Origin of the sequence: Nonomuraea sp. MG754425 (assembly GCF_021699195.1) — a bacterium.
GTDB lineage: Bacteria > Actinomycetota > Actinomycetes > Streptosporangiales > Streptosporangiaceae > Nonomuraea.
Window position 1 is genome coordinate 1 of the sequence record NZ_SSXE01000229.1, and the last position, 14,440, is coordinate 14,440.

Annotated in this window: 9 protein-coding genes and 1 pseudogene; 5 read left to right on the forward strand and 5 right to left on the reverse strand. The window is 71.0% G+C overall.

What is annotated here, in order from left to right:
* Window positions 1–230, reverse strand: a pseudogene (locus FAF44_RS46165) (hypothetical protein); the annotation flags it as partial.
* Between the two features lie 471 nt (window positions 231–701).
* On the opposite strand from FAF44_RS46165, the gene leuS reads away from it, so the two are divergent.
* Window positions 702–3,149: a leucine--tRNA ligase gene (gene leuS, locus FAF44_RS46170; protein WP_237109803.1), complete on the forward strand. Its 2,448-nt coding sequence runs from the start codon at window positions 702–704 to the stop codon at window positions 3,147–3,149.
* Window position 3,150: 1 nt separating this feature from the next.
* On the opposite strand, the gene FAF44_RS46175 is transcribed toward leuS, so the two are convergent.
* Both FAF44_RS46175 and FAF44_RS46180 read right to left on the reverse strand, forming a co-directional pair.
* The gene (locus FAF44_RS46175) at window positions 3,151–4,119 is read right to left on the reverse strand and encodes a TIGR03557 family F420-dependent LLM class oxidoreductase (protein ID WP_237109804.1); all 969 of its coding nucleotides are present in this window, start codon (window positions 4,117–4,119) and stop codon (window positions 3,151–3,153) included.
* 49 nt (window positions 4,120–4,168) lie between these two features.
* On the reverse strand, window positions 4,169–4,597 hold the full coding sequence (locus FAF44_RS46180; RefSeq protein WP_237109805.1) for a hypothetical protein: 429 nt from the start codon (window positions 4,595–4,597) through the stop codon (window positions 4,169–4,171).
* Between the two features lie 137 nt (window positions 4,598–4,734).
* On the opposite strand from FAF44_RS46180, the gene FAF44_RS46185 reads away from it, so the two are divergent.
* Complete coding sequence (locus tag FAF44_RS46185; RefSeq protein WP_237109806.1) at window positions 4,735–7,884, forward strand: S41 family peptidase; 3,150 nt, start codon at window positions 4,735–4,737, stop codon at window positions 7,882–7,884.
* 21 nt (window positions 7,885–7,905) lie between these two features.
* Here FAF44_RS46185 and FAF44_RS46190 read toward each other — a convergent pair whose 3' ends face one another.
* Window positions 7,906–8,919 (reverse strand): MalY/PatB family protein, encoded by a 1,014-nt coding sequence (locus tag FAF44_RS46190; protein ID WP_237109807.1) that lies wholly within the window; start codon window positions 8,917–8,919, stop codon window positions 7,906–7,908.
* A 146-nt stretch (window positions 8,920–9,065) separates the two neighbouring features.
* Between FAF44_RS46190 and FAF44_RS46195 the strand changes: the two genes are divergently transcribed.
* The 3 genes from FAF44_RS46195 to FAF44_RS46205 all read left to right on the forward strand — a co-directional run bounded on the left by FAF44_RS46195 (window position 9,066) and on the right by FAF44_RS46205 (window position 12,987).
* Window positions 9,066–9,926: a nucleotidyltransferase domain-containing protein gene (locus FAF44_RS46195; RefSeq protein ID WP_237109808.1), complete on the forward strand. Its 861-nt coding sequence runs from the start codon at window positions 9,066–9,068 to the stop codon at window positions 9,924–9,926.
* A gap of 137 nt (window positions 9,927–10,063) precedes the next feature.
* Window positions 10,064–11,410: a glycoside hydrolase family 43 protein gene (locus FAF44_RS46200; protein WP_237109809.1), complete on the forward strand. Its 1,347-nt coding sequence runs from the start codon at window positions 10,064–10,066 to the stop codon at window positions 11,408–11,410.
* A 182-nt stretch (window positions 11,411–11,592) separates the two neighbouring features.
* The gene (locus tag FAF44_RS46205) at window positions 11,593–12,987 is read left to right on the forward strand and encodes a family 43 glycosylhydrolase (RefSeq protein ID WP_237109810.1); all 1,395 of its coding nucleotides are present in this window, start codon (window positions 11,593–11,595) and stop codon (window positions 12,985–12,987) included.
* A 214-nt stretch (window positions 12,988–13,201) separates the two neighbouring features.
* Here FAF44_RS46205 and lexA read toward each other — a convergent pair whose 3' ends face one another.
* On the reverse strand, window positions 13,202–13,912 hold the full coding sequence (gene lexA / locus FAF44_RS46210) for a transcriptional repressor LexA (RefSeq protein WP_237109811.1): 711 nt from the start codon (window positions 13,910–13,912) through the stop codon (window positions 13,202–13,204).
* Between the last annotated feature and the right edge of the window lie 528 nt (window positions 13,913–14,440).

Consider the following 14,440-nt stretch of genomic DNA (forward strand, 5'->3'; position numbering starts at 1 on the left):
CCACGGTCCCGCCAGTGGTCCAGCCGGTGGTCCGGCGGCTCGGGCCAGGACGGGTCCTTGCGCGGTGGTTCCGGCCAGGACGGCTCGGGGTGGGCCGGGCGGGGAGTCTCCGGCCAGGACGTCGGAACCTCGGCGGCGGGCGCGTCGTCGGGCCAGGGGGGCGGTGTCTCGCGCCGTGGCGACTCCGGCCAGGAGGATGGCAGATGAGGTCCGGAATTCTCCGTTGCCATTGCTGCCGGCCCTCCCGAGGTTCTGTCCGGATGTCCCGTTATATCCGGATTTGACGTCTCACGCATGATCTCATGGGATTTTCCAGGAGATGCAGGTGGTTCCGCAGCGAAACCGGCGAAGCCACGAGGATCGGTCGGCGGGTCCTGCAACGGCAGGTCACCTTCCGGTCGATCAGGCTTAGCTGGGGATACCACGGTGACAAGGCTATTCTTCTGGGACGAATGAGGTCACAACGGATACATCACCATCAGGTCTCGCCGGACCTGAAGGCTCCATTGTGCCTGCCGGCCTCGTTCCAGGGCCTGCATTCAGCCGAAGAGGTGCGCTAGGCTTGACACATGCGTTCCGCGACCCTGCTTCTTAGCGGGCCGCGACGGCCCTAGAAGTTCTCGCCGTCGCGGCTCCACCCCTCGTTGTGTGCACGGGGGGTTTTCTTATGGGTCCCGCATCAAGCCAGAAGGACACTAGCCGTGAGTGAGTACGATCCGCAGGCGCTGCAGGCCAAGTGGCAGCAGCGATGGGAGGAACAGGACCCCTACCGGGCCGACGAGGACCCGGCGGACACCCGCGAGCGCCGCTACATGCTCGACATGTTCCCCTACCCTTCGGGCGACCTGCACATGGGTCACGGTGAGGTGTTCGCCCTGGGCGACGTTATCGCGCGCTACTGGATGCAGCAGGGCTACAACGTCCTGCACCCGATCGGCTGGGACTCCTTCGGCCTGCCCGCCGAGAACGCCGCGATCAAGCGCAACGCCCACCCGGCCGAGTGGACCTACGCCAACATCGAGACGCAGGCGACCTCGTTCCGCCGCTACGCCATCTCCTTCGACTGGTCGCGCCGCCTGCACACCAGCGACCCCGAGTACTTCCACTGGAACCAGTGGCTGTTCAACCGCTTCTTCGAGCGCGGCCTGGCCTACCGCAAGGGCGGCCTGGTCAACTGGTGCCCCAACGACCAGACGGTGCTGGCCAACGAGCAGGTCGTGGCCGGCAAGTGCGAGCGCTGCGGCGCCGACGTCATCCGCCGCGAGCTGACGCAGTGGTACTTCAAGATCACTGACTACGCCCAGCGCCTGCTGGACGACATGGGGCAACTGCACGGCTGGCCCGAGCGCCTGCTGACCATGCAGCGCAACTGGATCGGCCGCTCCGAGGGCGCCGACGTGCTGTTCGAGATCGAGGGCCGCGACGAGCCGGTCCAGGTCTACACCACCCGCCCCGACACCCTGTACGGCGCCACCTTCTTCGTCGTCGCCGCCGACGCCGCGTTGGCCGAGGAGATCGTCACCGACGAGCAGCGGCGGGCGTTCGAGGCCTACCGCGCCGAGGTCGCCAAGCTGAGCGACATCGAGCGCCTGGCCACCGACAAGGAGAAGAGCGGCGTCTTCCTGGGCCGCTACGCGATCAACCCGGTCAACGGCGAGCGCATCCCGATCTGGGCGGCCGACTACGTGCTGTCCGACTACGGCCACGGCGCCATCATGGCCGTGCCCGCCCACGACCAGCGCGACCTCGACTTCGCCCGCAAGTTCGACCTGCCGGTGAAGGTCGTCGTGCACACCGGCCTGGCCGACCCGGGCGAGACCGGCGAGGCCACGCCCGGCGAGGGCCTGCTGGTCAACTCCGGCCCGCTGGACGGCCTGGCCAAGGCCGAGGCCATCGCCAAGATCATCGAGATCCTGGAGACGCAGGGCAGGGGCGCCGGCGCGGTCAACTTCCGGCTGCGCGACTGGCTGCTGTCGCGCCAGCGCTACTGGGGCACGCCGATCCCGATCATCCACTGCCCCGACTGCGGTGAGGTGCCCGTCCCCGACGACCAACTGCCGGTCACGCTGCCCGACCTGCGGGGCGAGGCGCTGGCGCCCAAGGGCGTCTCGCCGCTGGCCAGTGCCGTCGACTGGGTCAACGTCCAGTGCCCCAAGTGCTCCGGCCCGGCCAAGCGCGACACCGACACGATGGACACCTTCGTCGACTCGTCGTGGTACTTCCTGCGCTACTGCTCGCCCGGCTACACCGAGGGCCCGTTCGACCCCGAGCAGGTGCGCAAGTGGGGCCCGGTCGACCAGTACGTCGGCGGCATCGAGCACGCGGTGCTGCACCTGCTGTACTCCCGGTTCTTCACCAAGGTCCTGCACGACATGGGCATGGTGAACTTCACCGAGCCGTTCGTCCGCATGATGAACCAGGGGCAGGTGATCAACGGCGGCAAGGCCATGTCGAAGTCCCTGGGCAACGGCGTGGACCTGGGCAAGCAGATCGACGACTTCGGCGTGGACGCCGTCCGCCTGACGATGGTGTTCGCCGGTCCGCCGGAGGACGACATCGACTGGGCCGACGTCTCGCCGGCCGCCTCGCAGAAGTTCCTGGCCCGCGCGCTGCGGGTGATGTCCGAGGTCACCAGCGAGCCGGGGACACCGTTCGAGGGCGGCGACGTCGAGCTGCGCAAGGTGACCCACCACACGATCGACGAGGCCACCAAGCTGGTCGACTCCTACCGCTTCAACGTGGCGGTGGCCCGGATGATGGAGCTGACCTCCGCCGCGCGCAAGGCCATCGACTCGGGCCCCGGGCCGGCCGACCCGGCGGTCCGGGAGGCCGCGGAGACGCTGGCGATCCTGCTGTCGCTGGTGGCCCCGTACGCCGCCGAGGAGGGCTGGGAGCGGCTGGGCCGCACCGGGCCCGTCGTGTTCGCCGGCTGGCCGGTGGCCGATCCCGCGCTGCTGGTGCAGGAGTCGGTCACGTGCGTGGTGCAGGTGGCGGGCAAGGTGCGCGACCGCCTGGAGGTCTCGCCCGACATCAGCGAGGACGACCTGCGGGCGCTGGCGCTGGCCTCGGAGAAGATCGCCCCCTACGTGCAGGGCATGCCGCGCAAGGTGATCGTCAGGGCGCCGAAGCTGGTCAACATCGTCCCGTAGGTCACAGGGCGCGCAGGGCCGGCAGCAGCTCCTTCTCGGCCCAGCCGAAGAACGGCTGCTGCTGGTCGTGCCCGATCTGCACGAGCGCCACGTGCGTGTACCCGGCGTCGGCGAACCGCCGGACGGCCCGTACGACGGCGTCCACGTCGTCGCCGCACGGCACGGTCCTGGCCACGTCCTCGGGGCGTACCGTGCCGGCCGCGGCGGCGAAGTTCACCGGTCCCGGCAGTTCGGCCATCACCTTCCAGCCGCCGACCCCGGCCCAGCGCCACAGCTCGTGCGCGCGCCGCCTGGCCGCTTCCGGGTCGGTGTCGTAGGCGATCGGGAGCTGGCCGTACACCGGTTTGCCGGCCCCTCCCGCGGCCCTGAACTGCTGCACCACCTCGGGCAGCGGCTCGTTGACGACCAGGACGTCGGCGTGGTCGGCGGCCAGTTCGGCCGACTGCCCGCCGGAGGCGGCGATGCCGATGGGGACGGGCCGGTCCGGCAGGTCGTACAGCTTGGCCGAGTCCACGTCGAAGAACTCGCCCTGGTGGGTGACGTACCGGCCGGTGAAGAGCTTCCTGATGATCTGGACGGCCTCGGCGAACATGCGGTGCCTGGTGTCCACGGGGGGCCAGCCCTCGCCGATCACGTGCTCGTTCAGGTTCTCGCCCGCGCCCAGTCCCAGCGTGAACCTGCCCTGGCTCAGCACGCCCATCGTGGCCGCCTTCTGCGCCACCACCGCCGGGTGGTAGCGCATGATGGGGCAGGTCACGTACGTCATCAGCGGCAGGCGTTCGGTGACCTGGGCCGCGGCGCCGAGCACCGACCAGCAGTAGGGAGAGTGCCCCATCTCCTCGATCCACGGGAAGTAGTGGTCGGAGATGACGGCGAAGTCGAAACCGAGCCGTTCGGCGGCGGCGGCGTAGTCGACCAGTTCGCGGGCCGGGGTCTGCTCGGACATCAGGGTGTAGCCGATCTGTACCATCTGTCGTGGCTACCCGGCTTTGTGGACGTTAACGGCCAAGCAGCGGAGATCAATGTTGGCCGCGTCCGCCCAGTTCGTCGATGACCAGGCCGAGCCCGATGCCGAGCAGCCAGACGTCCTTGGCCACCCCGAGGCCCTGCGGGGTCGGCCGCAGGCTGCCCTCCTCGCGCATGTCCGGCGTCCTGAGATAGAGGCCGACCAGTCCGGTCGCGAAGCCCGTCAGCGCCGCCCCCGCCAGCAGCGACGGCACGAACGGCACCAGCAGGGCCACCCCGAGGGCGGTCTGGCTCTTCGCCAGCAGCCGGGTGAAGGCGACCGGGTCCATGCGGGCGAGGAACGGGTACGCGTGCGCGGCCATGCCGTGCAGGTAGGCGGCCCGCTGCTCGTCGGCTCCGGTCAGGTCCAGGCCGGAGCTGAGGATGATGGCGGCGGCGGCCAGGCGGGGCGGGAGCTGGTGCGCGCGGGCGAAGATCTTCATGCTTCCTCGCAGGGTCCGAAAGCGGGCTTTCAACCCCATTACCCCCCATGGCTCCACATCACGGACTTGGTGGGGAGCCGTCCGCTGGGGGAAGAATTCTTGAGCCGCTCTTGGTATCGCGGTTTAGTGTGCAGTCTGTGGCATATGGCGCATACCTGAGATACCCGCACCTGCACGGTGACCTGGTCACCTTCGTCGCCGACGATGACGTCTGGCTCGCCCCGCTGAGCGGCGGAAGAGCCTGGCGGTTCACCGCCGACCGCGTCGCCGTGTCGAATCCGAGGTTCTCGCCCGACGGCGGGCGGATCGCGTGGACCAGTACCAAGGAGGGCGCCCCTGAGGCGTTCACAGCCGAGATCGACGGCGCCGAGGGCGAACGCCTGACCTACTGGGGCGGCTCCGTCACCTCGGTGCGCGGATGGACCGGCGACGGGGACGTGCTCGCGGTCACCTCGGCCGGGCAGAGCTCGGACAACCGGCGCTGGGCGTACGCGGTGCCGCTCGACGGCGGCCCGGCCGCGCGCCTGCCGTACGGCTGGGTCAGCGAGGCGGCAGTCAGCGACGGAAGGGTCGCCACCGTGTCGGTGGTCTGGCGCGAGCCGTCGCAGTGGAAGCGCTACCGGGGCGGCACCGCGGCCAAGATCTGGGTGGACGCCGACGGGAACGGCGAGTTCGCCCGGCTGTTCGCCGACAGCGCCGCGCAGCACTGGTCGGTGAGCTGGGTCGGCGACCGGATCGTGTTCCTGGCCGACACCGACGGCACCGGCAACCTCTACTCGGCCCTGCCCGACGGCTCCGACCTGCGCAAACACAGCTCCCACGTGGACTTCTACGCCCGCCACGCCACCAGCGACGGGCAGCGGGTGGTCTACAGCCAGGCCGGCGACCTGTGGCTGCTGGAGAGCCTGGACGCCGAGCCGTACCGGCTGGACGTGCGGCTGGGCGGGCCGCGTCCCGGACGGGCCGGGCGGCCCGCGCCCCTGCGGGCCGGCGCGTTCTCGCCGGACGCCACCGGTCGCGCCAGCGCCGTCGAGATCAGGGGCACCGCGCACTGGGTGACCCACCGCGACGGGCCCGCCGGTGTGCTGCGGGCCGAGCCCGGCGTGCGCGTCCGGCTGCCGCAGGCGCTCGACGCCGACGGCAAGGCCGTCTGGGTCTCCGACGCCGGCGGGGAGGACGGGCTGGAGATCGGCACCCCCGGCGGCGAGGTGCGCACGCTGGCCACCGGAGCGCTCGGACGGGTGCTGGAACTGGTCGCCGCGCCCGACGGCAAGCACGTGGCCCTGGCCACGCACGACGGACGGCTGCTGGCCGTCGACCTCGAGAGCGAGAGCGTGCGCGAACTCGACCGGACCGACCACGGCGACGTGAGCGGACTGACGTTCTCCCCCGACTCCACCTGGCTGGCCTGGGAGTACCCGCACCACCGGCGGCTGACGCAGATCAAGATGGGACGGGTGGACGGCACCTCGGTGATCGAGGTCACGCCGCCGCGGTTCGTCGACTACGACCCGGCCTTCACCACCGACGGCAAGCACCTGGCGTTCCTGTCGGTGCGCACCTTCGACCCCGTCTACGACGCGCACGTCTTCGACCTGTCCTTCCCCCACGGGTGCCGGCCGTACATCGTGCCGCTGCGGGCCGCCACGCCCTCGCCGTTCGACCCCTCGCTCCAGGGACGCGGGTTCAACGGCGAGGACGACAAGCCGGCCAAGGACGACAGGAAGGACGACGTCCCGCCGCGCACGGAGGTCGATCCCGACGGGCTGGGCTCGCGCGTGGTGGCCGTCCCGGTGCCGGCCGGCAGCTACGGCAACCTGCGCGCCGCCAAGGACGCGCTGCTCTGGCTGCGCTACCCGCTCAGCGGGGCCCTCGGCGACGGCACCGAGCAGGGCGCCGAGACCGTGCTGGAGCGCTACGACCTCAAGAAGCGCGCCAGGGCGGAGCTGGCCAAGGAGATCCGCGCGTTCGAGGTCAGCGGCGACGGCTCCAGGCTCGTCACCAACGGCAAGAACGGGCTGCAGACCCGCGCGTCGAGCGAGAGCGACGAGGTCGTCGGCATCGACCTCGACCGGGTCACCGTCCAGATCGACCCGGTCGCCGAGTGGCGGCAGGGCTTCCGCGAGGCGGGCCGCCTCATGCGCGACCACTTCTGGCGCGCGGACATGAACGGCGTGGACTGGCAGGGCGTGCTCGACCGCTACGAGCCGCTGGTCTCGCGCATCGGCACCCACTCCGAGCTGATCGACGTGCTCTGGGAGACGCAGGGCGAGCTGGGCACCTCCCACGCCTACGCCATCCCCAACGGCGCCGGCGCGGACCCGCGGCGTCAGCAGGGCCTGCTCGGCGCCGACCTTTCCAGGGACGCCGACGGCACGTGGCGGGTCGAGCGCATCCTGCCCGGCGAGTCGTCCGACCACGCCGCCCGCTCGCCGCTGCTCGCGCCGGGCGTCGCGGTGCGTCCGGGCGACGCGATCCTCGCCGTGGGCGGGCGTCCGGTCGATCCGGTACGCGGCCCGCTCCCGCTGCTGGCCGGCACCGCCAACCAGACCGTCGAGCTGACCGTGCGGCACTCCTCCGGCGGCGACGTGCGCCGGGTCGTGGTCAGCCCGATCGCCGACGAGACGCAACTGCGCTACCACGACTGGGTGGAGAACCGCAGGGCCTACGTCAGGCAGGTCTCAGGGGGCCGGCTGGGCTACCTGCACGTGCCGGACATGGTGGCCTCGGGGTGGGCGCAGTTCCACCGCGACCTGCGTACCGAGATGGGCTTCGAGGGGCTGGTCGTGGACGTGCGGGAGAACAGCGGCGGTCACCTGTCGGAGCTGGTGCTGGAGAAGCTGTCGCGCAAGGTCACCGGGTGGGCGCGGGTCCGCTGGCACCAGCCGTTCCGCTACCCCGACGACTCGCCGCGCGGGCCGGTGGTGACGATCGCCGACGAGTTCGCGGGCTCCGACGGCGACATCGTGAGCGCGGGCATCAAGGCCCGCGGGATCGGGCCGCTGGTGGGCACGCGCACGTGGGGCGGCGTGATCGGGATCGACTCGCGCTACTCGCTGGTGGACGGCACCCGGGTCACCCAGCCCAGGTACTCCTTCTGGCTGGACGGGCCCGGCTGGGGGGTGGAGAACCACGGGGTCGATCCCGACATCGAGGTGGTGATCGCGCCGCAGGACCGGGTCGCGGGGCGGGACCCGCAGCTCGACAAGGCCGTCGAGCTCGCGCTCGCCGCGCTGGCCGAGCAGCCGGCCGCCACCCCGCCCGACCTGCCGCCCCTGCCGGAGTAGGTGCCTTTCCCCGACTCCGGTTCAGGGGAAGGCGCGGGCCAGGCGGTCGAGGATCTCGGCGAGGATGGCCTCGGTGGTGGCGAAGTTGAGGCGTACGCAGCTCTCACCACCGGGGCCGAAGGCCGCGCCGTCGTTCAGCCGCACCCTGGCCTCGCGCTCGAACACCTCGGCCATGCCCGGCCGGCCCACGTCCAGCCAGGCCAGGTACGTCGCCTCCGGGATCCGGTAGCGGACGGCGGCGGGCAGGCGGGCGGCGATCGCGCGCCGGTTGCGGTCGAGCAGCGCCACCGTCTCGGCCAGCCAGGCGTCACCGTGCCGCCAGGCCGCGACCGTCGCCTCGACGCCGAAGACGCTCGGTGAGCCGTACACGAACGGGGGCTGCGCCTCCAGGGCCGCGCGGGCACCCGCGTGCCCGAAGTGCGCGACCGAGCAGCGGATGCCGCCCAGGTTGAACGCCTTCGTCGCCGATGTCAGGGTGACCGTGCGCTCGGGCAGGATCGTGGCGAACGGGATGTGCCGGTGCGGCTCGTAGACGAGGTCGGCGTGGATCTCGTCCGCGATGACCAGCAGGTCGTGCCGTTCGGCCTGTTCGGCGAGGTCGGTCAGCTCCCGCCGGGTGAAGACGCGGCCGGTCGGGTTGTGCGGGTTGACCAGCAGGAGCACCCGGCAGCCCGACAGGTCGGGCACCTCGAAGCGCCACGTGTCGCCGTCCGGCTCCATCCGGATCGGGCGAAGGGGGCGTTCCATGAGGGCCAGCGTGTCCAGGAACGGGTGGTAGGCGGGGACGTGCACGGCCACTCCGTCGCCCGGTTCCGTGCAGAGTTGCAGGAGCACCTGGAACGCCTGGTTGAGGTCGTTGAACGGACGCACGAGCCCGGGATCGGCCTGCCAGCCGAACCTGCCCGCCATGCGCTCGGCGAACGCCTCGGCCAGCGGGCCCGCGTTCTGCTCCAGCATCCAGGCCGGGTAGCCGAGGTCGCCGCCGGCCCGCCGGCTCAGGACTTCGGCGACCGCGGGGGCGGTGGGCAGGTCCATGTCGGCCACCCAGGCCGGGATCACGCCCGGTTCGACCGCTGCCCACTTGAGACCATCATGAGTGGATTTAAGGGTTAACGGGGTATATGCGTCCTTCACCCCGTCATTCTAGGATTCTGGAATGTGATGAGGCGGTGGTGCGGATTATGGCAGGCTGGGCGGCCATGACGCCCCACCCGAAGATCGACGCGATTGTCGAGACGTACCTGACCTTGGCCGACGCGGAGGCTCCCGGTCTGGTGGAAGGGCTCTACCTGGAGGGCTCCGCGGCGCTCGGCGACTACCGGCCGGGCACCAGCGACATCGACTTCGTCGCCGTGACCTCGAAGGCGCCGCCGGCCGAGGTGCTGGAACGCATCCACACCCGCCTCGGCGCCCACCCCCTCGAAGGCGTCTACCTCACCTGGGACGACCTCGGCCGCGACCCCGCCGAGCTGGGCGAACGCTCCCGCGCGCACCCCGGGCGGCTCGAACGCAGGGGCTCGGTCGACCCGGTCACCTGGCACACGCTGGCCCGGCACGGGCTGACCTGCCGCGGGCCCAAGCCGGAGGAGCTGAAGATCTGGAACGATCCCGCTTCGCTGGCCGCCTGGGCCGACCGCAACCTCGACCTCTACTGGCGCCGCCTCGTCGGCCGCGCGGCGCGCCCGCTCTCCTCGTGGGGGCTGACCTGCCTCGGCGGGTACGGCGCCGTGTGGATCGTCACCGGCGTGGCCCGGCTGCACTACACGCTCGCCACCGGGGAACTCACCTCCAAGGCGGGGGCGGCCCGGCACGCGCTGCAGACGTTCCCCGAGCGCTGGCACCGCGTGGTCAACGAGGCGCTGCGGCTGCGCGAGGAGGACGCGGCGCTGCCGTCGCTGACCGGGGTGGTGGCGGGGCTGGGCGAGCACTTCGGCACGCCGCGCACCTCGCTGTACGGCTCGCCGTTCGAGCGCAGGCGGGACGTGCTGGGCTTCGCGGAGCAGGCGATCTCGGCGGCGCACCGGCTCTACCGGACGCGCTGACATGTCACGCTGCACACGGGTTGCCGGGGCGGCGCCGCGGGGATTGACGGGTGGCCGGGGCCGGGGTACGAATGCGCTCACCGCACCCCATTCCGGCGCGGTGAAATGTTAACGCTAACAGGGCGGAGGGCCGCTGGATGCGTACAGGTTCGCCGAGGCCGGCGCGGTTATGGGCGGCGCTGCTCGTCGCCGTCGCGGCCATCGCCCTACCGGCCCCGCCCGCGCACGCCGCGGGCCCCGCCCCGCACTACCTGATGACCGCCTTCACCAACGCCGGCGAGTCCAACATGTACGTCTACGACTCCGCCGACGCCACCACTTACCACCTCATCAGGGCCAACGCCTACACCCCGCCGACCGGGCTGATCCGCGACCCCAGCGTGATGCGGCACACCGACGGCTACTACTACCTCGTCCACACCACCGGCTGGACCGGCGACACCATCGGCTTCGCCCGCAGCGCCGACGCCGTGACCTGGACGTTCCTGCGTAACGTGACCGTCGGGCTGAACGGCGCCACCGGCAGCACCTGGGCGCCGGAATGGTTCAAGGACACCGACGGCAGCGTGCACGTCGTCTACTCCGCGTCCACGACGGGCACCGCCGGCCAGTTCAGGCCGTACCGGATCACCGCGACCGACGGCACGCTGTCGGCCTGGAGCGCCCCCGCCGCGCTCGGCATCCCCGCGAACTACATCGACAGCTTCGTGGTCAAGTCCGGCTCGACCTACCACAACTTCCTCAAGAACGAGACGACCAAGTACGTCGAGCACGCCACCGCCACCTCGCTCACCGGCCCCTGGACGTTCACCGGCACCGGGAACTGGGCCGGCTGGGGCTCCGGGCTGGAAGGCCCGGCGCTGACCCGGCTGCCGGACGGCCGCTGGCGGCTCTACTTCGACAACTACTCCGGCGGGCGCTACTACTACGCCGACAGCGCCAACCTGTCGGCGTTCGGCGCCAAGGCCGAACTGGCCGGCCTGTCCGGCACCGCCAGGCACTTCACCGTGCTGCGCGAGGACTCCGGCGACACGACCGCCGTGCCCACCGGCAACCGCTCGCTGCGCTCGGCCAACTTCCCCGACCGGTACGTACGCCACCGCGGCGGCCTGGCCTACCTCGACCCGCTGTCGTCCGCCAGCCCGCTCGCCGATCGCCAGTCCGGCACGTACACCGTCACCGCCGGGCTGGCCCACTCCGGCTGCTACTCCTTCCAGTCGGCCACCCAGCCCGGCTACTACCTGCGGCACTACAACCTGCGGCTGACCCTGCAACGCGACGACGGCTCGGCCGTCTTCCGGGGCGACGCCACCTTCTGCGGGCGGACGGGACTGGCGGGGGCGGGCACGACCTCGTTCGAGTCGTACAACCTGCCCGGACGGTACCTGCGGCACTACACCTACGAACTGCGGCTGGACCTGTGGGCGTCCGGCTCGGTGTTCGCCTCCGACGCCTCCTACACCGTCACCGCGCCCCTCGCCTGACCCGCACGCCCGCTTCGCAGGACGGCAGTCCTGCTCGCCTGATCGCCGGTGGCGGGCTTCATCCCACCCGCACGATGGCGGCCCCGGTCACGTTGCTCGTCCGAATCCCGGTGGAGGACTCCATCCCCGCACACCCCCTCCGCACGACGGCGGCCGTGGCCGTCCTGGCTACGCTGCTCGCCGTGACCGCGAACCTCCTGTCGCCCGGGGCCGCGAACGCCTCACCGGCCGTGCAGTACACCAACCCGATCGCCGCGCAGCGGGCGGACCCGCACATCTTCCGCCACACCGACGGCTACTACTACTTCACCGCCACCGCCCCCGAGTACGACCGCATCGTGCTGCGTCGCGCCACCACCATCCAGGGCCTGGCCACCGCTCCCGAGAGCGTCATCTGGCGCAAGCACGCCACCGGGGAGATGGGCGCGCACATCTGGGCGCCCGAGATCCACTTCATCAACGGCAGGTGGTACGTCTACTTCGCCGCCGGCCGCGCCGACGACGTGTGGCGCATCCGCATGTACGTGCTGGAGAACGCCGCCGCCAACCCGCTGACCGGCACCTGGACCGAACGCGGCCGGATCACCACCCCCTGGGACACCTTCTCCCTCGACGCCACCACGTTCGCCGTCGGCGGCACCCGCTACCTGCTCTGGGCGCAGCAGGAGCCCGGCATCGCGACCAACTCCAACCTGTACATCGCCCGCATGGGCGCCAACCCGTGGACGATCACCGGCACGACGACCCGGCTGACGATCCCGGCCCTGGCCTGGGAGACCCGGGGCTACAAGGTCGCCGAAGGCCCGTCGGTGCTGCAGCGCTCCGGCCGCCTCTTCCTCACCTACTCGGCCAGCGCCACGGACGCCAACTACTGCCTCGGCCTGCTGACCGCCTCCGCCGCCGCCGACCCGCTCCAGGCGTCGTCGTGGACGAAGAGCCAGAGCCCCGTCTTCGCCGGCAATGCCGCGACCAGCCAGTACGGCCCCGGGCACAACTCCTTCACCGTCTCGGAGGACGGCCAGAGCGACATCCTCGTCTACCACGACCGGTCTTACCGGGACATCTCCGGCGACCCGCTCAACGACCCCAACCGGCGCACCCGCGTCCAGAAGGTGTACTGGCGCTCCGACGGCACCCCGGACTTCGGCATCCCGGTCCCCGACGGGGTCACGCCGGTGCGGCTCATGGCGTACGACACGCCCGGGTCGGCCGTACGGCACCGGGACTTCCGCGCCCGGCTCGAACCCGACGTGACCCCGCTCGCGGACTCCCAGTTCCGGCTCGTCACGGGGCTGTCGGGGAGCGGGACGGTGTCCCTGGAGTCGGTGAACTTCCCCGGCTACTTCCTGCGGCACCGCAACCACGAAGCCTGGCTGGCGCAGCGGGACGGCTCCACGCTCTTCGCGGCCGACGCGAGCTTCGTGCGCCGGAGCGGGCTGGCGGGGAGCGGGACGGTGTCCTTGGAGTCGGTGAACTTCCCCGGGTACTTCCTGCGGCATCGGGCGGGCCAGGTGTGGGTGGAACAGGACGACGCGACGGCCGCCTTCCGGGCCGGTGCGAGCTTCGTCCTGGAGTGATCGGGCGGGGGCTGCCACCTCCGTGCATCGGCCCGGGAGGGCTTGGAGCGTTCCAGAACGCGAGTGGAGATCAGCCGGGATCTCGAACGGCTGCAGGCGTGCGAAAGCAGAACGGCACCCCTCTCGGGGCAGGACCTGGCGGTGGATTCTTCTGGCGCGCGCCGATACGCGGCGCGGGCGGTTGGACGCGCGCCCGAGCCCCAGCTCGTCCGCGCTACAACCGGCGCAGCACCGCCACGACCTTGCCGAGCACGCTGGCCTCGTCGCCCGGGATGGGTTCGTAGTTGGGGTTGTGGGGGACCAGCCAGACGTGGCCGTCCTTGCGCTTGAAGGTCTTGACCGTGGCCTCGCCCTCGATCATGGCGGCCACGATGTCGCCGCTCTCGGCCACGGGCTGCTGGCGTACGACCACCCAGTCGCCGTCGGCGATGGCGGCCTCGATCATCGAGTCGCCGGCGACCTGCAGGAGGAACAGGGTGCCCTCACCGACGAGCTGCTTGGGCAGGGCGAAGACGTCTTCGACGCTCTCCTCGGCCAGGATCGGCCCACCGGCGGCGATACGGCCGACAAGCGGGACGTAGGCGGCCGTCGGACGGTTGACCGTGGGCTCCTCGTCGCCGGCGGAGTCGGGGTCGACCCAGAGCACGGGCTCGCCGGGCAGGCGGACCTCGAGCGCGCGCGGCCGATGCGGGTCGCGGCGCAGGTAGCCCTTGCGCTGGAGCGCGGTGAGCTGGTGCGACACGCTGGAGGTGCTGGTGAGCTGCACCGCCTCGCCGATCTCACGCATGGACGGTGGATATCCGCGCTGCTGCACCGAGTCACGGATCACCTCGAGGATCTTGCGCTGCCTGGGGGTCAAGCCCAGGGAGTCTCGCCGGCGCACCGCGAGGTCGCTGACCCCGTTTGTGTCATCCCGCTCGGTCATGCTCTTCCTCCTCGCCCGGTGGCCCGCCTCACCGGCGAACCTCCCGGTCTGTGGTCCTGATGTCGCACACAGCGACCGTATCGCTGTTGAAGATCATCTTCAAACAATTGTTCGAGTCTTCCTCGAAATTGTCGCCAGTGTGGTGTACAACATCGTACGGGAGTTCGATCGACATCGTGTTCGATTTGCTGATCTTTATTTGGCCTTTTCCTCGGGCCACACGGCGGGAGGTCATCCATGCGAACACCCACAAATACGGACACGACCAGCGAAGACGCCAAGCGGCTCACCCTGGTCGCCGAAGCCACGCAGGGCAAGGAACGACGGGCAGACAATACGCGGGCGGGGGCCGGAGTTCGCGGGAAATCCGGCAAGAGGTTGGGGCACCGGTCGGGTGGTGAAGGAAGATCCCATTTGCGGCTTGTTCCGCCGCCGCGTACGAGTGACGACCCGGATGTCACCGCTCAGCCGCCCCTGGGGAGGGGCACGGCGGGGCGGCGGGGATCTGGAGCCAAGGTCCGCGAACGG